Source organism: Leifsonia stereocauli (genome assembly GCF_038432415.1).
Taxonomy (GTDB): Bacteria; Actinomycetota; Actinomycetes; order Actinomycetales; family Microbacteriaceae; genus Orlajensenia; species Orlajensenia stereocauli.
Genome location: NZ_JBCAUN010000002.1, coordinates 386,704 through 404,138, shown reverse-complemented (window position 1 = coordinate 404,138; position 17,435 = coordinate 386,704). Strand labels below are relative to the sequence as shown.

At 70.1% G+C, this 17,435-nt stretch carries 17 protein-coding genes; 9 read left to right on the top strand and 8 right to left on the bottom strand.

The features are described 5' to 3' along the window. Positions 1 to 129 precede the first annotated feature (129 nt). On the bottom strand, positions 130 to 1,212 hold the full coding sequence (locus AADV74_RS10810) for an enoyl-CoA hydratase/isomerase family protein (protein WP_425287289.1): 1,083 nt from the start codon (positions 1,210 to 1,212) through the stop codon (positions 130 to 132). A gap of 101 nt (positions 1,213 to 1,313) precedes the next feature. Between AADV74_RS10810 and AADV74_RS10805 the strand changes: the two genes are divergently transcribed. Continuing rightward, positions 1,314 to 1,952 carry a LysE family translocator gene (locus tag AADV74_RS10805; RefSeq protein WP_342113896.1) on the top strand — a complete coding sequence of 213 codons (639 nt, stop codon included), beginning with the start codon at positions 1,314 to 1,316 and terminating at the stop codon, positions 1,950 to 1,952. A gap of 74 nt (positions 1,953 to 2,026) precedes the next feature. On the opposite strand, the gene AADV74_RS10800 is transcribed toward AADV74_RS10805, so the two are convergent. Beyond that, the gene (locus AADV74_RS10800; protein ID WP_342113894.1) at positions 2,027 to 2,563 is read right to left on the bottom strand and encodes a YbhB/YbcL family Raf kinase inhibitor-like protein; all 537 of its coding nucleotides are present in this window, start codon (positions 2,561 to 2,563) and stop codon (positions 2,027 to 2,029) included. A 182-nt stretch (positions 2,564 to 2,745) separates the two neighbouring features. Here AADV74_RS10800 and trhO point away from each other — a divergent pair, with 182 nt between their 5' ends. After that, positions 2,746 to 3,660 (top strand): oxygen-dependent tRNA uridine(34) hydroxylase TrhO, encoded by a 915-nt coding sequence (gene trhO / locus AADV74_RS10795; protein ID WP_342113893.1) that lies wholly within the window; start codon positions 2,746 to 2,748, stop codon positions 3,658 to 3,660. 39 nt (positions 3,661 to 3,699) lie between these two features. On the opposite strand, the gene AADV74_RS10790 is transcribed toward trhO, so the two are convergent. Continuing rightward, positions 3,700 to 5,133 (bottom strand): LssY C-terminal domain-containing protein, encoded by a 1,434-nt coding sequence (locus AADV74_RS10790; RefSeq protein WP_342113892.1) that lies wholly within the window; start codon positions 5,131 to 5,133, stop codon positions 3,700 to 3,702. Between the two features lie 46 nt (positions 5,134 to 5,179). On the opposite strand from AADV74_RS10790, the gene AADV74_RS10785 reads away from it, so the two are divergent. After that, positions 5,180 to 6,391: a cysteine desulfurase-like protein gene (locus AADV74_RS10785; RefSeq protein ID WP_342113891.1), complete on the top strand. Its 1,212-nt coding sequence runs from the start codon at positions 5,180 to 5,182 to the stop codon at positions 6,389 to 6,391. A gap of 190 nt (positions 6,392 to 6,581) precedes the next feature. Here AADV74_RS10785 and AADV74_RS10780 read toward each other — a convergent pair whose 3' ends face one another. Beyond that, a complete protein-coding gene (locus AADV74_RS10780; protein ID WP_342113890.1) occupies positions 6,582 to 8,126 on the bottom strand; it encodes an MFS transporter in 1,545 nt (514 codons plus the stop codon). A gap of 68 nt (positions 8,127 to 8,194) precedes the next feature. Between AADV74_RS10780 and AADV74_RS10775 the strand changes: the two genes are divergently transcribed. The 6 genes from AADV74_RS10775 (at position 8,195) to AADV74_RS10750 (ending at position 14,069) form a co-directional block, all read left to right on the top strand. Beyond that, complete coding sequence (locus AADV74_RS10775; protein WP_342113889.1) at positions 8,195 to 8,857, top strand: TetR/AcrR family transcriptional regulator; 663 nt, start codon at positions 8,195 to 8,197, stop codon at positions 8,855 to 8,857. A gap of 157 nt (positions 8,858 to 9,014) precedes the next feature. Beyond that, on the top strand, positions 9,015 to 9,794 hold the full coding sequence (locus AADV74_RS10770) for an isocitrate lyase/PEP mutase family protein (RefSeq protein ID WP_342113887.1): 780 nt from the start codon (positions 9,015 to 9,017) through the stop codon (positions 9,792 to 9,794). A gap of 106 nt (positions 9,795 to 9,900) precedes the next feature. Beyond that, entirely contained in the window at positions 9,901 to 10,968 is a 1,068-nt protein-coding gene (locus tag AADV74_RS10765) for an ABC transporter ATP-binding protein (RefSeq protein WP_342113885.1), read from the top strand. Further along, positions 10,965 to 11,795, top strand: a complete 831-nt coding sequence (locus AADV74_RS10760; protein ID WP_342113883.1) for an ABC transporter permease — start codon at positions 10,965 to 10,967, stop codon at positions 11,793 to 11,795. The genes AADV74_RS10765 and AADV74_RS10760 overlap by 4 nt, the downstream gene beginning before the upstream one ends. A 59-nt stretch (positions 11,796 to 11,854) precedes the next feature. Continuing rightward, positions 11,855 to 12,922, top strand: a complete 1,068-nt coding sequence (locus AADV74_RS10755) for an MDR family oxidoreductase (RefSeq protein ID WP_342113881.1) — start codon at positions 11,855 to 11,857, stop codon at positions 12,920 to 12,922. Positions 12,923 to 12,926: 4 nt separating this feature from the next. Continuing rightward, entirely contained in the window at positions 12,927 to 14,069 is a 1,143-nt protein-coding gene (locus AADV74_RS10750; RefSeq protein WP_342113880.1) for a winged helix DNA-binding domain-containing protein, read from the top strand. A gap of 6 nt (positions 14,070 to 14,075) precedes the next feature. On the opposite strand, the gene AADV74_RS10745 is transcribed toward AADV74_RS10750, so the two are convergent. The 4 genes from AADV74_RS10745 to hemB form a co-directional block, all read right to left on the bottom strand. Then, positions 14,076 to 14,417, bottom strand: coding sequence for a DUF4190 domain-containing protein (locus AADV74_RS10745; protein ID WP_342113878.1), 342 nt, complete (start codon positions 14,415 to 14,417; stop codon positions 14,076 to 14,078). A 77-nt stretch (positions 14,418 to 14,494) separates the two neighbouring features. Beyond that, a complete protein-coding gene (locus AADV74_RS10740) occupies positions 14,495 to 14,863 on the bottom strand; it encodes a hypothetical protein (protein WP_342113876.1) in 369 nt (122 codons plus the stop codon). 189 nt (positions 14,864 to 15,052) lie between these two features. Continuing rightward, positions 15,053 to 16,375 (bottom strand): glutamate-1-semialdehyde 2,1-aminomutase, encoded by a 1,323-nt coding sequence (hemL, locus tag AADV74_RS10735; RefSeq protein ID WP_342113874.1) that lies wholly within the window; start codon positions 16,373 to 16,375, stop codon positions 15,053 to 15,055. Continuing rightward, a complete protein-coding gene (hemB, locus tag AADV74_RS10730; protein WP_342113872.1) occupies positions 16,372 to 17,370 on the bottom strand; it encodes a porphobilinogen synthase in 999 nt (332 codons plus the stop codon). Before hemB ends, hemL begins: the two co-directional genes overlap by 4 nt. Positions 17,371 to 17,435 lie beyond the last annotated feature (65 nt).

Here is a 17,435-nt window from a genome sequence, read left to right as displayed (position 1 = left end):
TTCAGTCGGGGGGTTGACGGATGCCGCATCTGAGGCATCCTCTCCCCGTCGTCGACGCACGATGGGGTCGACGGCCGCGTTAGAGGCGCGCGCCGGAAGGCTTCCAGCCCCGCTGCGCCCGGACGGCGGTCAGCCCCAGAGCGGCTCGGCCGGCTCCTGCGAGATGGCGGCCAGGACGGCATCCGTGTCGATGTCGGCGAGAGTCGCCGGATTCCAGTTCGGCGCGCGATCCTTATCGACCACCTGGGCACGGATGCCCTCGCGCAGATCGGGCTGTTCGATGAGCCAGGCCACGGCGCGATACTCGCTATCGAGTGCCTGCTCGAGGGTCGACGCAGCACGCGCGGACCGGATGCCCGCGAGGGTGGCGGTGAGCCCGGTCGGTGAGAGGGTGGCGAGTTCGTCGGCGGCGCGGGCGGCCTCGGGCTCGGGGCGGTCGCGCAGGCGGGCGATGATCTCGACGACTGTCGGCGCCGAGTAGCAGGCGTCGATCCAGCCGCGCTGGGCCTCGAGCTCGCTGCGCTCGGGCGTCTCGTCGAAGAGCAGCACGATCTCGGGCGGCGAGCCCGGGTCTGCCCTCTCCTGCAGGGCCTGCAGCAGGTGCGGGAGCGAGGCGCTCGGCACGAGGTAGTCGGCGAAGCCGGCGGCGATGGCATCGGCGGCGCCCATGGTGGCCGCGTTCAGGCCGAGGAAGGTGCCGAGCTCGCCCGGAGCCCGGCCGAGCAGCCAGGTGCCGCCGACGTCGGGGCTGAAGCCGATGCGGGTCTCGGGCATGGCGAGCTTCGACCGTTCGGTGACGATGCGGATGGACGCGTGACCGGCGAGCCCGATGCCGCCGCCCATGGTGATTCCGTCCATCAGCGCGACCACGGGCTTCGGGTAGCGGGCGATGAGCGCGTTGAGGTGGTACTCCTCCCGGAAGAAGGTGCGCGAGTCGGAGTTGCTGCCCGCCGTCGCGTTCTCCCAGAGGGCGCGGATGTCACCGCCGGCGCAGAACCCGCGGTCGCCGGCTCCGTCGAGCACCACGAGAGCGACCTCGGCGTCATCGCGCCAGGCCCCGAGGTGGCCGGCGATGGTGCCGACCATCTCGTAGCTCAGGGCGTTCAGGGCTCGCGGCCGGTTGAGGGTGATGCGGCCGACGCCGTCGGTGACGGAGGCGAGCACCTCGGGGGCGGCGGGGGCGGCATCCGGGGTCTGCGTTGCGTCGGTCACGGATGCCACGCTAGCCCGCGCGGTCGTTCCTCCGCCGCGCTCCCGGAGTTTCGGGCGCGCAGCCGAGGAACAGGCGCGCGCGGCGGCGCTACGATCTACGGGTGATCCCCACCTCGAACCTGCTCGCCTTCGTGCTGGCATCCGTGGTGCTCATCGTGATTCCGGGTCCGAGCGTGCTGTTCGTCATAGGCCGGTCACTCGCGCTCGGCAAGCTCGGCGGATTCCTCAGCGTCGTCGGCAACGCGCTCGGGATGCTGCCCCTCGTGGCTGCCGTCGCCCTCGGTGTCGGCGCACTCGTCGCCCAGTCCGTCGTCATCTTCACCGTCGTGAAGCTGGCCGGCGCCGCCTACCTGGTCTACCTCGGCGTCCAAGCCATCCGGCACCGCCATGACGCTGCAGCGGCCGCCACCGGCGAGGTTGCACCACGCTCACCGTGGCGCCTGCTGGGTGAGGGCTTCATCGTCGGCGTGACCAACCCCAAGACCATCGCGTTCTTCGTGGCGGTGCTGCCGCAGTTCGTCGACTACTCCCAGGGCTCCGTGCCTCTGCAGATGGCTGAGCTCGGCGCCGTCTTCGTTGTACTGGCACTCTGCTGCGACAGCGTCTGGGCGCTCGCGGCCGGCACCGCGCGCGACTGGTTCGCCAAGTCTCCGAAGCGCATCTCGACGCTCTCGGCGACGGGCGGCGTCATGATGATCGGCCTCGGCGGCGTGCTGGCGCTGAGCGGCAACAAGCACTAGCCGGCGCTCCGGGGTGCGCCCCGGGGTGCGCTTCGACGACGCCTCGGTCGCTGCCTTCGGCGAGCGGAAGGGCCTCAGTCGCTCGAGGCGGTTCCCATCAGGATTCCGCGGGCCACGCCGTGGAAATGCGCGTTGAAGCCGAGCACGGCGGGGGTCGCACCGTCGGGGATGTCGAGATGCGGAACGTCGAGCGCCGTCACGACGATGAAGTAGCGATGCGTCCCGGTTGCCGGAGGAGGCGCCGCGCCGCTGTAGGAGGTGAGCCGCTTCTCGTTCGGGAGTGTGACCGCTCCGGCCGGAAGTTCGGCGCTGCCGGGTGAGCCCGCTCCTGTCCCCAGTGAGGAGACGGATGCCGGGATGTCGTAGACCGCCCAGTGCCAGAAGCCGGAGCCCGTCGGCGCATCCGGATCGAAGATCGACACGGCGTAGCTCTGCGTCTCGGCCGGGGCGCCGCTCCACGACAGCTGCGGCGAGATGTCGGATCCGCCCATCCCCTCGTCCCACTGCGCCTTCGCGAGCGCGGCGCCCGGTGCGAGGTCGTCGCTCGTGAGGGTCAGCGGTGCGAAGTCGCGCAGTCTCGCGAGCTCGGCGTACGGGTCGTAGTTGAACATCGGTCTCCTTCGACGCGGCTGTTGGGGGTCCGGATGAGCCGATCGCCCACCGGATGCCGCCCTCGCAACGCAACCACCCCATCCGTCCACCCGCAAGGGCTTGCCCCTCGCATCAGCCGAACGCACACGCGACGTGCACCGAACGCTCAGGCCCGCTGATCGCGAGGCGGCAGAATGGACGGATGGCCACCGCCAAGATCCTGCTCTTCTACGCGTTCACGCCCTTGGCCGACCCCGACGCCGTGCGCCTCTGGCAGCGCGACCTGGCCGAACTGCTGGGCATCCGCGGCCGCATCATCCTCTCGAAGGACGGCATCAACGGCACGATCGGCGGCGAGATCAAGGCTGTCAAGCGATACCTGCGCAAGACCCGCGACTACCCCGCCTTCAAGCACCTCGACGTGAAGTGGAGCGAGGGCCGCGGGCTCGACGACGACGGCCTCAGCATCGACTTCCCCAAGCTCAGCGTCAAGGTGCGCGACGAGCTGGTCTCGTTCGGCGCCCCCGGCGAGCTGCGGGTCGATGAGCACGGCATCGTCGGCGGCGGCACGCACCTCGATCCCGATGCCCTCGACGCGCTCGTCGCCGAGCGTGGAGACGACGTCGTCTTCTTCGACGGACGCAACGCCTTCGAGGCCGCGATCGGTCACTTCGCGAACGCCGTGGTTCCGGATGTCGCCACCACCTCCGACTTCGTCGCCGAGCTCGACAGCGGCAAGTACGACGAGCTGAAGGGCCGACCTGTCGTCACCTACTGCACTGGCGGCATCCGGTGCGAAGTGCTCTCGAGCCTCATGGTGAGCCGCGGCTTCGGCGAGGTGTACCAGCTCGACGGCGGCATCGTGCGATACGGCGAGGCCCGAGGCGACGACGGTCTCTGGGAGGGCTCGCTCTACGTCTTCGACAAGCGCGGATCCGTCGATTTCAGCGACCATGCCGCCGTCATCGGTCACTGCGTGGTCGATGGAACGGCGACGAAACGGATGCAGAACTGCACCGACCTGTCGTGCCGCGAGCAGCTCGTGGTGTGCGAGGGCTGCGCTGCAGCTGCCCCGGTGTACTGCGAGGCGCACGCGGCGGCATCCGCTCCCCGCTGATCGAGGGTCGCCCGACGCCGCCCTCCCGCCGCTCGCCGCCTACTCGACCGGCGGCTTCGTGCGCCGCGAGTATGCCCTGGCCGAGCGGCTCGACAACGCCAGCAGGATGAGGATGTCGAGCGACAGCGTGATCAGCGTGGTGCGCAGGGTGATGCCCTCTCCGCCCGCGGCCACGTCGACGGCTGCCACGATGATGCCGAGCGTCGCGACGACGAGCACGAACAGGCGCGCCCAGTTGACCCCGCGGTAGACCAGCAGCACGACGCCGAGCTCGACGATGAGCACGAGGATGCCGACGCCGACGATGACCCAGAGCACGGCGTGGGCGAGGCTCTGCGCGGCTGCGGGGTCGACGGCCTCGATGTCGACGCGGGCGTTGCGTACGATGCTGTCCCACTCCGTCGCCAACTGCACCAGCCAGGCCGAGCCGCCGATCACGCGCAGCACGATGAGCACCGCACCCATCGTGATGGTCGACGGACGCTTGGCCGTGGGCGCCGCGGCCACGGGGCGCGCGAGGTCGAGCGAGCTCTCGAAGGCGGCGCGCTTCTCGCCTGGGAGCGCCGGGGAGGCCGGCGCGCTCTGCGACGGCATGCGGACCGCGGATGCCCCCGGGCCGGCATCCGTGTCCCCGATGTCGGTGCGCAGGTCGACGATCGGCATGTCGCCGTCGGTGGTGATGGAGTCGCCGCCGCCGTTCCGCGAGTGATAGCCGGTCGAGAAGTCGCGGATGACGTCGAGGCGCGTGCCGGGAACGGCTTCGGTGATGCTGGCGATGATGTGGTCGCGCTCGATGTCGGTGTCTGCGTCGATCTTGTGCGTGATCTGCAGGGTGAACAGCGAGAGCCCCACGGCACGATCGAAGGTGCCGGCGGCGAGCCACTCCACGCGGCGCCCACCGGGAAGCAGCCAGTCGTCCGGGCAGCGCCAGAACCTCACGTGGTGACGCTTGGCCGGGTTGCCCGCGACCTCCTGCTGGTAGGCGAAGTCCTGCTGGCGCCCGAACAGGAACAGCGGACTCACCGGGGCCTCGTCGTAGGAGCGCCGCGTGATGGTCGACGAGACGATGCGCAGGCTCGACCCGGCCGTCACGTCGTCGGCTCGGGTCCAGCCTGCGGCGATCAGAGCAGCGTGCACCTCCGCCTCACTGCCGAGCAGGGCGAGGTTCACCGGATCGCCGAGAAGCCCGTCGCTGGTGCGGGCACGGCCGATGAAGTAGTCGGGCACGTAGATCGTGGTGAGGATGCGATGCAGCCGCGGGAGCACGAGGTAGGCCAGCAGCACCCAGAACACGATGAAGTACAGCAGCGACGCCCACCGCCACTGGAAGCTCTCGCCGAACACGATCGTGGCCAGCCAGACGGCGGCGAGCGCCGCGAAGATGAAGAAGAACCCGTCGAGCATCGAGCTCACCGAGAATCGCCGACGACCTCCAGCGGCGCGTCGCGGCTCGACCACGTTCTCGGTGGACATCCCGTCATGCTATCGAGGCCGGACCGGCGACCCTAGGCTGATTCTCATGGCCTACGACGTCGATCGCATCCGTTCGCTCTTCCCCGCCCTCGACGACGGGGTGGCGCACTTCGAAGGTCCGGGCGGAACGCAGACTCCGGCATCCGTCGGCGAGGCCATCGCCAGGACCCTCACCGGTCCGCTGTCGAACCGCGGGGCCGTCGGCGACTCGGAGCGCACCGCCGATGCAGTGGTGCTGGCCTTCAGGCAGGCCATGGCCGACCTGCTCGGTGCGGACCCGCGCGGCATCGTCTACGGACGCAGCGCCACGGCCCTCTGCTACGACTTCTCGCGCACCCTCGCGCACGGCTGGGGGCCCGGCGACGAGGTCGTGGTCACCCGCCTCGACCACGATTCCAACGTGCGGCCCTGGGTGCAGGCTGCCGAGCGCGCCGGTGCCACCGTTCGCTGGGTCGACTTCGACGTGCCGACGAGCGAACTGTCGACGGATGCGATCGCCGCCGTGCTCAGCGACCGCACGCGACTGGTGGCCGTGACTGCAGCCTCCAACCTCATCGGCACGATGCCCGACATCGCGGCGATCGCCGAGCGGGTGCACGCCTCCGGCGCCCTGCTCTACGTCGATGCGGTGCACTACGCCGCCCATGAGCTCGTCGACCTCGACGCCTGGGGAGCCGACTTCCTCATGTGCTCGCCGTACAAGTTCCTCGGACCGCACTGCGGAGTGCTGGCGGCGTCGCCCGAGCTGCTCGGCTCTCTCCAGAACGACAAGCTGCTGCCGTCGACGGATGCCGTTCCCGAGCGATTCGAGTTCGGAACGCTGCCCTACGAGATCATGGCGGGCGTCACGGAGGCCGTCGACGTGCTCGCCTCGCTCGACACCGACGCTGCCGGCACGCGTCGCGAGCGCCTCGCGGCGTCGTTCGCGGCTCTGGAGCGACACGAGTCGGCGCTGCTCGAGCGGCTCGAGGCCGGTCTGGCGATGCTGCCTGTCACGGTGTGGTCGCGTGCGAAGCACCGCACGCCCACTGTGCTCATCACAGCGGACGACCCGACAGACGAGCGTGCGGCATCAGCCCTCTACCGCGCCCTCAACGAGGGCGAGATCCTGGCGCCCGCTGGCAACTTCTACGCCCTCGAGGCCAGTCGGCTCCTGGGCCTCGGCGACGCCGGCGGACTGCGCATCGGCCTCGCGCCGTACACGACCGCGAACGAGATCGATCGACTGCTCGAGGCGCTGCGCGAGCTGTTGGCCTGACCCGCCCCGTCGCGCTCGCCGAAGGCACCTCCGCCCGCTGAGGGCCGGACGAAGTCCGCGCTCCCCCGCCCGCTGAGGGCCGGACGAAGTCCGCGCTCCCCCGCCCGCTGAGGGCCGGACGAAGTCCGCGCCCGAAGCGCACCGACGATCACAGTGCGCTTCGGGCGGAACTCGAGCGAACGGGCGCCGACTAGTGCGCGAGCACCGGAGCGGCATCCGTCTGAGCCACAGGCGTATGGTTCGACGACAGCGCCGAGTGCGCGCGACGCTTGAACAGCAACGCCGAGAGGACGGCCCCGAAGGCGAAGAACCCGGCACCCCACCAGTAGGCCACGGCGTAGCTGTGCACGGCGGCCTCCGCCGCGACCGAAGCCGTCGTCGGCAGGTGGGCGGCCAGGTAGTCAGCCGCAGCCGTGGCTGCCAGCGTGTTGAGCAACGCTGTGCCGATCGATCCACCGACCTGCTGGCTCGTGTTCACCATGGCGGAGGCCACTCCGGCGAACTCGCGGTCGACGCCGAGGGTGGCCGTCTGCATCGATGCCGGCATGATCGATCCCATGGCGAACCCGAGGATCATCAGCGGCGGCAGCACGTCGGCTGCGTAGGTGCTGTCGAGGCCGAGATGCGTGAGGTAGACCATGCCGATGGCGCCGAGTGCCATGCCGAACGGAACCATGATCTTCGGCCCGAAGCGCGGCACGAAGATGTTGGTGGAGAGCTGGGCTGCAAGGACCAGCATCGCGATCATCGGCAGGAACGACAGCCCGGTCTGGATGGGCGAATAGCCCAGCGACGCCTGCAGGTAGTAGGTCACGAACAGGAAGATGCCGAACATGCCGGCGCCGGCGATGAGCACCGAGCTGTACGCGGCGCCGCGGTTGCGGTCGAGCACGATCGAGAGCGGCAGCAGCGGGTGCTTCGCGCGCATCTGCCAGAGCACGAAGACCACCAGCAGGATCGCGGATGCCGCCAGGTAGCCCCACGTGAGCGGCGAGTCCCAGCCGTCGGACTCGGCGTTCGAGAAGCCGTAGACCAGTGAGAACAGGGCCGCGGAGACCAGGATGGTTCCCGGAACGTCGAGCTTCGGGCGCGGGCCGACCCGCTTCGCGTTGACGACGAAGATCATGGCGCCGATCACCGCGATGATGGCGATGAAGACGTTGATGTAGAGGTTCCAGCGCCAGTTGAAGTTCTCGGTGAGCACGCCTCCGAGCAGCAGGCCGACGGCTCCACCGGCCCCGGCGATGGCGCCGAAGACACCGAAGGCGCGGGCGCGCTCCTTCGGGACGGTGAACGTGGTGGTGAGCACGGCGAGGGCGGTGGGCGCGAGCAGCGCACCGAAAGCACCCTGCAGGGCACGGGCTCCGACGAGCAGGCCGAAGGTGTCGGCTGCACCACCGAGGGCCGAGGCCACGGCGAAGCCGATCAGGCCGATGATGAAGGTGCGCTTGCGCCCCATCAGGTCGGAGAGACGGCCGCCGAGCAGCAGCAGGCTGCCGAAGGCGAGCGAGTAGGCCGTGATCACCCACTGGCGGTCGGCGTCGGAGAAGCCGAGGTCGGCCTGTGCAGCCGGCAGAGCGATGTTCACGACGGTGGAGTCGAGCACGACCATGAGCTGGGCGAGGGCGACGACCGAGAGCGTCCACCAGCGGCGGGACGAGTGGTCGGGGGCACCGGATGCGGCACCCGACGCGACGGTGGGAGCCGCCGCGGGAGCTGAGGTATTCGAAGACATGAAGGACACTATATGCGGTACTGTGGAGTTTCGGATCTAAACGGTTCCTGAATTTACCTCCGGGTAACATGGCAGACACCGCACTCGCAGAGAAAGGGGTCACGGCCGCAATGACGCAGCTCGACGAACCCATCGCCCCGGCGAAGCTCGGGCGCAAGCGCGACCACACCCGTGACCCCGAGATCCTGGATGCCGCCCTCGACGTTCTCGCCGAGACCGGTTACGACGGCATGACGATCGACATGGTGGCCGCGCGGGCGAAAGCGGGCAAGGCGACCGTCTACAGGCGCTGGTCGTCGAAGGCCGAGCTCGTCGTCGACGCCGTCGCCTGCATGAAGCGCAACGACCTCGATGTCGAACACCTGCCCGACACAGGAACCCTGCGCGGGGACCTGGTCGCCATGATCAAGCCGCGATCCATCGAGGATGCCGAGAAGAAGCTTCAGATCATGGGCGGCCTGGTGTCGATGATCTCCCGCGACCCCGGCCTGGCCGAGGCCGTGAACGCGGCGATCGTCGAGCCCAGGGTCGCGGTCAACCGGACCTTCCTGAAGCGCGCGATCGAGCGCGGGGAGATCGCCGCGGACTGCGACGTGGAGACCCTGGCGCTGCTCAGCCCCTCAATGGCCTCGTATCGCGTGCTCATCGAGCAGAAGCCCGTCGACCGCGAGTTCCTGCTCGCCCTCATCGACGGGGTCATCCTCCCGGCCGTCGGGCTGAAAGCTCCGTAGGCGCTCCCCTCCTCCTCGCCCCCCGGCCCCCGCTCGCTGAGGCCCGGACGAAGTCCGCGGTCGAAGCCCGCCCGGATGCGCTTCGGGCGGTCGCTCCGCTCGGCCCTCAGCGAGCGACGCAGCGGAGTGTTCAGACCAGCCGCCATACGCTGGAATCATGACCTCGAACACCGCCTCGAAAGCCGCTGAACTCCGCCGCCTGCACGAAGCCCCAGAACTCCTGACCGTCGTCAACGTCTGGGACGTCATCGGTGCCCGTGCCGTGGCCGCACTCCCCCAGACCCGTGCTCTCGCCACCGCCAGCCATTCGATCGCCGCCACCTTCGGCTACCCCGACGGCGAGGTCATCCCCCGCGACCTCATGCTCGACATGGTCGGTCGCATCACGGCATCCGTCGACGTGCCCGTCACGGCAGACCTCGAAGCCGGCTACGGCGACGCCGGCGACACCATCAGCCGCGCGATCGACCTCGGCGTCGTCGGCGCCAACCTCGAAGACGAACTGAAGCCGCTGACGGATGCCGCAGCCGCCGTGGCCGCTGCGGTGAAGGCCGGCGATGACGCCGGCGTGCCCTTCGCCCTCAACGCCCGCACCGACGCGTTCCTGCGCGGCGGCCACCGCTCTCTCGACGAGAACATCGCCGACGCGATCGAGCGCGGTCGCGCCTACCTCGACGAGGGCGCCACCTGCGTCTTCGTTCCCGGCGACTTCGGCGAGGACGTCGTGCGCCAGCTCGTGGCCGGCCTCGGCGAGCGCCGCCTCAGCGTGATCGGGCTGGGCGACCTGCCGGGCCCCGCACGGCTGGCGGAGCTCGGCGTCGCTCGCATCTCGTACGGCCCGTACCCCCAGCGCGCCGTGCTCGGCGGGCTGCAGGACCTCGCCAGCGCGCTCTACGACGGCGGGGTCCTGCCGACCGACCTGCGTCCGCTGAACTGAGGAGATCTCGGCTGCATCCGCGTGATTGCAGGCTTTTTGCGGCGTGGGCGGGGGAAATACCCGCCCACGCCGATACGCTGAAGCTGCAGTCGACGAAAGGCCCGCAATGCCCACGGGTGTGCCCATCGAGTTCTCCGGCGTGACCAAGCGCTTCGGCGCGGTCACGGCTGTCGCCGATCTCTCCTTCACCGTCGAACCCGGCCGCGTCACGGGATTCCTCGGCCCCAACGGAGCCGGCAAGACCACCAGCCTCCGGATGCTGCTCGGACTCGTGCGCCCGACGTCGGGCACGGCGACCTTCGGGGGCACCGCCTACCGCGATCTCTCGAATCCGCTCACCACCGTCGGTGCCGCCCTCGAGGCCGCGAGCTTCCACCCCGGACGCACAGCCCACAATCACCTGCGCGTCTACGCCGCCGCAGCCGGTCTCCCCACGAGCCGCGTCGACGAGGTGCTTCGCCGCGTCGGCCTCGCCGAGTACGCCAAGCGGCGCGTCGGCGGCTACTCGCTCGGCATGCGCCAGCGCCTCGGCCTCGCCTACACGCTCCTCGGTGACCCTGGCGTGCTCGTGCTCGACGAGCCCATCAACGGCCTCGATCCAGAGGGCATCAAGTGGATCCGCCTGTTCCTCCGCGAGCTCGCCGCCGAAGGACGCACCGTGCTCGTGAGCTCGCACCTGCTGAGCGAGGTGCAGCAGAGCGTCGATGAGGTCGTCATCATCGCGAAGGGGCGCCTCGTGCATCGCGGCACACTCGCCACGCTCGACACCGAGGTGGCGCCGCACGTCGTCGTCGACTCCCCCGATCGCACCAGACTGGCCGAGGTGCTCACGGCCGAGGGCTTCGAGTTCAGCACCGGACGCACCGGCCTGCTCGTGGCCGAGGGCGACCCCGGTCGCATCGGTCACGTCGCCTTCGTCAACGGTGTCGAGGTCTCGATGCTGCAGCGCCAGAAGGCCGGCCTCGAGGAGTCCTTCCTCTCCCTGGTCGACGGCGGAGAGGTCGTAGGCGGCTCGACCGAGACCACGCCGGTGACGGATGCCGCAGCCGATACGACCGCCGAGCCGGCAGCATCCGTCGACGCAGAAGCACCAGCCGAGCCGGCAGGCCAGGAGTCCCCCGCCGACGAGAGTCCAGGCCGCCATGCCGATCACGACGGGGAGGACCAGCGATGACGGCCCTGTTCCGCTCGATCGGCTCGGAGTTCCTCAAGATCCTCACCACCCGCATCTGGTGGATCCTCGCGATCGTGATGGTCGTCTACGTCGGCGCGACGGCCGGCGGACTCGCCGCACTGTTCGGCTGGCTCAGCCAGAACCCCGACCAGACCGGTGGCGGCGGCGCGCGCGGCCTGCCATCGGGCGACCAGCTCCAGCCTCTCGTCTACGGCTTCGCCACCACCGTCGGCTACGTCTTCCCGGTGCTGCTCGGCGCTCTGGCCACGACGGGCGAGTTCCGCCACGAGACCCTCACCCCCACCTTCCTCGCCACGCCCCGCCGCGGTGTCGTGCTGTTGGCCAAGGTGATCGTGGCGATCATCGTCGGCGCCGTCTTCGGCCTCATCGCCTGGGGCACGACGCTCGCAGCCGGCGCAGCCGCGTTCAGCGGCTTCGGCATCGAGACCAACCTGGGCGATTCCGACACCTGGGCCCTGGCCGGCCGCGGCATCCTGGCGATGGCGCTCTGGGCAGCCATCGGTGTCGGCCTCGGCACGCTCGTGACCAGCCAGGTGGCCGCCATCGTCATCGTGCTGGCCTTCACGCAGTTCGTCGAGCCGCTGCTGCGCCTGGCCGCCAGCTTCATCGACATCACCGCGAGCATCGCCCGCTTCCTTCCGGGCGCCGCAAGCGACGCCGTCGTGGGCGTGAGCTTCTACTCTCTGAGCGGCGGAGCCGCGACCGATCCCCTGGACTGGTGGAAGGGCGCCATCGTGCTGCTCGCCTACGCGGCCGTCCTGACCTTCGGCGGCTACTTCTCGAGCTGGCGCCGCGACGTCACCTAGCCGCGCAGAGCGCCTGTTCCGACCCGCGCGGCGTGCGCTTCGATCGCTAGGCTCGAACGATGGGCAGTGCAGAGCGGTTCCGGGCCATCGTCGTCGATCGGGAGACGGATGCCGCGGGCAAGCCGCGTCTCGCCTCGGCCCTGCGCGAGCTGACCCTCGCCGACCTGCGCACGGGTGATGCTGCTCCGGATGCCGCCGGCGCTGTCGAGCTCGCCGTGTCGTACTCGAGCCTCAACTACAAGGACGGCCTGGCCGTGGCCGGCAAGCCGGGCGTCACCCGCAGCTACCCGATCGTGGCCGGCATCGACGTCGTCGGCACTGTCGTCGGAAGCGACGACGACCGCTGGGCAGCCGGAGATCGGGTACTGCTGAATGGCGGGGGAGCAAGCGAAACCCGACATGGTGGTTACACGGCGAGAGCCCTGATCGCTGGCGGCTCACTGGTGCGGGTACCGGATCAGCTGACCGACCGGCGGGCTGCGGCCATCGGCACGGCTGGCTTCACGGCCATGCTCTCGGTGCTCGCGCTCGAGCGGCACGGAGTGAGCCCCACCGACGGGCCCGTGCTCGTCACGGGCGCCTCGGGCGGCGTCGGCTCTGTGGCCATCACCCTGTTGGCTCGGGCGGGCTTCGAGGTCACGGCCGTCACGGGCCGAGCGGCCGACAACGGCGAGTACCTGCGCTCCCTCGGGGCCGCCGAGCTGCTCGACCGCGACGAGTTCGCCGAAGTCGGCAAGCCGCTGCAGTCGCAGCGCTGGGCGGCGGCGATCGACTCGGTGGGCGGTGTTCCGCTCGCGAACGTGCTGGCGCAGGTGCGGTACGGCGGCGTCGTCGCGGCGTGCGGGCTCGCGGCATCCCCAGACCTGCCGACGACGGTGATGCCGTTCATCCTGCGGGCGGTCAGCCTCGTGGGGGTCAACTCGGTCGAGGCCCCACTCGCCCTGCGCGAGCAGGCGTGGGCGCGGCTGGCCACAGACCTCGACCTCGACCAGCTCGACGCCATGACCACGCAGATCGGGCTCGCCGATGTGTTCGCCGCGGCCGACGACATCCTGGCCGGGCGCACCCGCGGGCGCACTGTCGTCGCCATCGGCGGTGGCGACGAAGCGGACGAGGCGGCGAGCTGACGCCATGACCGCGATCCCGTCGATCAGCGCAGCCGAGGCCGTGAGGCTCCGGATGCTGCGCCTCGGCCTCTGGGATCCGCGGCCCGTCACTCCCGAGCGGATCGTGAGCGGCCTCGTCGCCATGCAGGCCCAGGAGTTCCCCTACGCACTGTGGTCGATCGCGCAGCGCATCTCGCCGGCCGATCGCCCGAGTGCGGCGGACATGGGCGTCGCCTACGACCTCGGCTCCATCCTGCGCACTCACGTCATGCGACCGACGTGGCACTTCCTCGCGCCGGGCGATGCCCGCTGGATGCTGACCCTCACGGCGCAACGCGTGCTCGGCATCAGCCGCATCTACTTCGAACGCGCCGGACTCGACGCTCCGACTCTCGTGAGGGTGACTGACGCGTTCGCCGGCGCCGTGGCCGGCGGTCGGCACCGCACGAGGGCGGAACTGCGTGCAGTCCTCAGCGCCATCGGCATCGAACTCGACGGAAACGGCTTCGTCTACGCTCTGATGTTCGCCGAACTGCAGCGCGTGCTCATCAGCGGGGTCACCATCGGCAAGCAGCGCAGCTACGCCGCCTTCGACGAGCGCGTGCCGCCCACCTTCGTCGCCGGCGCCGCCTCGTACGACCACGAGAATGCTCTGGCCACGCTGGCCTCCCGCTATGTCGCCACCCGCGGGCCGGTCTCAGTCAAGGACATGAGCGCCTGGAGCGGACTCACCCAGGCCGACTGCCGGCGTGGGCTCGAGGTCGCGCTCGAGCGAGCGCCGGAGTCGCTCGAGCGCGTGGAGCTCGAGGGTGTCGAATGCTGGATGACGCCGACGGATGCCGACGCCGACGCCGCTGGATCCGTTCCGGCGTCGCCGCGCATCGACCTGTTGCACGGGTACGACGAGTACGTGATGTCCTACCTCGAGACCCGCGGAGTCATCCAGCACCCCGACTTCAGCGCCCCGGGCACGCCCGACTCGCTGCTTCACGCCGCCCTGCTCGACGGGCGGGTCGTGGCGACGTGGAAGCACACGCTGGCGCGGCGCTCTGCGTCGATCGAGCTGCGGCCGATCACGCCGATGGCGGCATCCGTCCGCCCCGAGATCGATCGAGAGGTGGCGGAGTACGGCCGGTACCTCGGCGTGCCGACGGAGCTCAGCGCCTGACGGCGATCAGTTGCCGACGGCGCCGAACAGAGCCATGCCCGTGCCGAACAGCAGCAGCGTGACGACGCCGCCGAGCACGAACAGGATGCCGCCCACGATGATGCCGGCGACGGCGAACCCGTTCGAGAAACCGGCCTTCTTCGAGCGGTTGTACGCCACGATGCTGACGATCATTCCGATGATGTTCAGGAAGATCGCGAGCACGAGTCCGACGATGCCGAGCACTCGGCCCGGATCCTCGGGTCCGTGCAGCGGCGGAAGTGCGTCGGCCTCGAAGCCCTCGAGGTGCTCGGGGTTGAAGCCCGGAGACAGGGGGTCCTGTCCCGGCATCTCACTGAAACCGGTCATGATTTCCTCACATCCGTGACTGCCCGCGCGTCACGGTGCACGCGGGATCGGCCGAGCCGATACCCCACGATACTGACTCAGCCCGTCACGGCATCCGATTCGCTGATCTTCAGCGAGCCGATGAGCTCCACGGCGTGGTTGGTGCTCACGACCACGCGTGAGAACTCGCCGCCGTCGATGTCGATGATCACCGATGGACGCTTGTTCTTCACCACGATGAAGTCCTTGCCGCCGTGGAACTTCCAGGTGCCGACGGCGAGCGTCAGGGGCACGAATGCTCCGGGAGCACGGATGCCGCGGATCCAGATCCACGGATCGTCGGTGATCGTGACGGAGCGGATGTCGTCCCGCTGGACCACGATGTCGTCACGGCGCAGCGACAGCAGCTTCTCGGCCGACGTGAGATGGATCTCCAGCCGGTCCTGATGCACTCGCAATGACGCCATGCCTCCAGTCTGGCAAACGACCGCGCGAATCGGGCTGTGGACACTTCACAAACGAATGATCCGATACCGCATCGATAGCTACGGTGGCTTCGGCGCTTCGGGCGGTCGCTGCGCTCGGCCCTCAGCGAGCGGAGGTCGGCACAGCCCGATCGCAGAGACCCGGACGCAGTCCGCGGCCGACGCGGAGACCTACGCCCGCGCCTCGGCCGCCGCCCGCGCCGCCGCCGGCAGCGCCTCGACTATGCGCGCGATGGCGGCGTCGTCGTGAGCGGCCGTCACGAACCAGGCCTCGAACACCGACGGCGGCAGCGAGACGCCGCCGTCCTGCATCGCGTGGAAGAACGCGGGATAGCGCCAGGCCTCCTGCGCGCGCACCTCGTCGTAGTTCCGCACCCCGCCGGCAACGTTCTCGCCGAAGACGAAGCTGAAGAGGTTGCCGGCACGCTGCACGGCGTGGGCTACTCCGGCATCCGTCAGCGCGTCTGACACGGCGTTCGAGATCGTCAGCGCCGCCGCATCGAGGTGGGCGTAGACGGCGGCATCCGCGAGGCGCAGCGTGGTGAGGCCGGCGGCGACGGCGACCGGGTTCCCCGAGAGCGTGCCTGCCTGGTACACGGGGCCGAGCGGAGCCAGGTGGTCCATGACGTCGGCGCGGCCGCCGAGCGCTGCCACCGGGAGGCCACCGCCGACGACCTTGCCGAAGGTGAACAGGTCGGGGGCGTAGGCCGGGTGTCCCGCCACGCCGGCATTCTCGAGCCCCCAGTAGCCGGCACGGCCGACGCGGAAGCCCGTGAGCACCTCGTCGAGGATGACGAGGGCACCGTGGGCGTGGGCGATGTCGACCAGCGCGGAGTTGAAGCCGGCATCCGGAGCGACGACGCCCATGTTGGCGGCGGCGGCCTCGGTGATGACGGCGGCGATGTCATCGCCGTGCTCGGCGAAGACCGCGCGCACGGCGTCGAGGTCGTTGTAGGGCAGCACGAGGGTCTGCCCCGCCGTCGCGGCTGTCACGCCGGCCGATCCGGGGAGGGCCAGCGTGGCGACGCCGGATCCCGCCTCGGCGAGCAGGCCGTCGGAGTGGCCGTGGTAGAGCCCGGCGAACTTCACCAGCAGGTCGCGACCCGTGAAGCCGCGGGCGAGGCGGATGGCCGTCATCGTCGCCTCGGTGCCCGTCGAGAGCAGGCGCACCTTGTCAACGGGGGCGACGCGCTCCTCGATGAGCTCGGCGAGTTCGGTCTCGGCCGGAGTCGCTGCGCCGAAGCCGAGGCCGCGCGCTGCGGCCTCCTGCACCGCGGCGACGACCTGCGGTTGGGCGTGTCCGAGGATCGCCGGGCCCCAGCTCGCCACCAGGTCGACGTACTCGCGGCCATCGGCATCCGTCACGTACGCGCCTCGAGCCGAGGTGAGGAACAGCGGGGAACCGCCCACCGAGCGGAAGGCGCGCACCGGCGAGTTCACGCCGCCCGGGATGGCGGCCTGGGCTCGCGCGAAGAGGTCGTCGTTGCGGGTCATGCCACCACTCCGTCGTTGAGCCAGCCGGCGAGTTCGGTCGCCCAGTATGTGAGCACGGTGTCGGCACCGGCGCGACGGATGCCGACGACGCTCTCGTGCACGGCCCGCCGCCTGTCGATCCAGCCGTTCGCGGCGGCGGCCTCGATCATCGCGTACTCGCCGGAGACCTGGTAGGCCCAGACCGGGACATCGGATGCTGCGGCCACGTCGGAGAGCACGTCGAGGTAGCTGCCGGCCGGCTTCACCATGACGATGTCAGCGCCCTCCTCGATGTCGATCATCGCCTCGCGCAGACCCTCGCGGCGGTTGCCGGGATCGAGCTGGTAGGTGCGGCGATCTCCCTGCAGGGTCGAGGCGACGGCTTCGCGGAACGGTCCGTAGTAGGCCGAGGCGTACTTGGCCGAGTAGGCGAGCACGGCCGTGTCGATGAAGCCGGAGGTGTCGAGGGCCTCGCGCACGGCGGCGACCTGGCCGTCCATCATTCCCGAGAGGCCGAGCAGGGCTGAGCCTGATGCCGCCTGCACGAGAGCCATCTCGCGGTAGCGCTCGAGCGTGGCGTCGTTGTCGACGCGGCCGATGGCATCGAGCACTCCGCAGTGACCGTGGTCGGTGAACTCGTCGAGGCAGAGGTCTGTCTGCACCACGAGGGCGTCGCCCACCTCGTCGGCCACGACGCGGGTGGCGAGGTTCAGGATGCCGTCTGGATCCGTGGCGCCCGACCCGACGGCGTCGCGAACCTCCGGCACTCCGAACAGCATGACGCCGCCGATGCCTGCGGCGGCCGCCTCGTTCACCGCGCCGCGCACACTGTCGAGGGTGTGCTGAACGACGCCGGGCATGGAGCTGATGGCGACGGGCTCGTCGACTCCCTCGCGCACGAAGATGGGGAGGACGAGGTCGGACGGATGCAGACGGGTCTCTGAGACGGCGCGGCGCAGCGCGGGGGTCGCCCGCAGTCGGCGCGGGCGCACGCGCGGGATGAAGGATTCGCTCACCGGTCAAGCCTACGTCGAACCGTACGCTCGCCGAGGGCCGAGCGAAGCGACCGCCCGAAGCGTCA

Excerpts from the sequence above, each read along its gene's own strand:
- AADV74_RS10800 (WP_342113894.1), bottom strand. The coding sequence starts at position 2,563 with ATGTTCAACTACGACCCGTACGCCGAGCTCGCGAGACTGCGCGACTTC.
- trhO (WP_342113893.1), top strand. The coding sequence starts at position 2,746 with ATGGCCACCGCCAAGATCCTGCTCTTCTACGCGTTCACGCCCTTGGCC.
- AADV74_RS10790 (WP_342113892.1), bottom strand. The coding sequence starts at position 5,133 with ATGTCCACCGAGAACGTGGTCGAGCCGCGACGCGCCGCTGGAGGTCGT.
- AADV74_RS10785 (WP_342113891.1), top strand. The coding sequence starts at position 5,180 with ATGGCCTACGACGTCGATCGCATCCGTTCGCTCTTCCCCGCCCTCGAC.
- AADV74_RS10780 (WP_342113890.1), bottom strand. The coding sequence starts at position 8,126 with ATGTCTTCGAATACCTCAGCTCCCGCGGCGGCTCCCACCGTCGCGTCG.
- AADV74_RS10775 (WP_342113889.1), top strand. The coding sequence starts at position 8,195 with ATGGCAGACACCGCACTCGCAGAGAAAGGGGTCACGGCCGCAATGACG.
- AADV74_RS10770 (WP_342113887.1), top strand. The coding sequence starts at position 9,015 with ATGACCTCGAACACCGCCTCGAAAGCCGCTGAACTCCGCCGCCTGCAC.
- AADV74_RS10765 (WP_342113885.1), top strand. The coding sequence starts at position 9,901 with ATGCCCACGGGTGTGCCCATCGAGTTCTCCGGCGTGACCAAGCGCTTC.
- AADV74_RS10760 (WP_342113883.1), top strand. The coding sequence starts at position 10,965 with ATGACGGCCCTGTTCCGCTCGATCGGCTCGGAGTTCCTCAAGATCCTC.
- AADV74_RS10755 (WP_342113881.1), top strand. The coding sequence starts at position 11,855 with ATGGGCAGTGCAGAGCGGTTCCGGGCCATCGTCGTCGATCGGGAGACG.
- AADV74_RS10750 (WP_342113880.1), top strand. The coding sequence starts at position 12,927 with ATGACCGCGATCCCGTCGATCAGCGCAGCCGAGGCCGTGAGGCTCCGG.
- AADV74_RS10745 (WP_342113878.1), bottom strand. The coding sequence starts at position 14,417 with ATGACCGGTTTCAGTGAGATGCCGGGACAGGACCCCCTGTCTCCGGGC.
- AADV74_RS10740 (WP_342113876.1), bottom strand. The coding sequence starts at position 14,863 with ATGGCGTCATTGCGAGTGCATCAGGACCGGCTGGAGATCCATCTCACG.
- hemL (WP_342113874.1), bottom strand. The coding sequence starts at position 16,375 with ATGACCCGCAACGACGACCTCTTCGCGCGAGCCCAGGCCGCCATCCCG.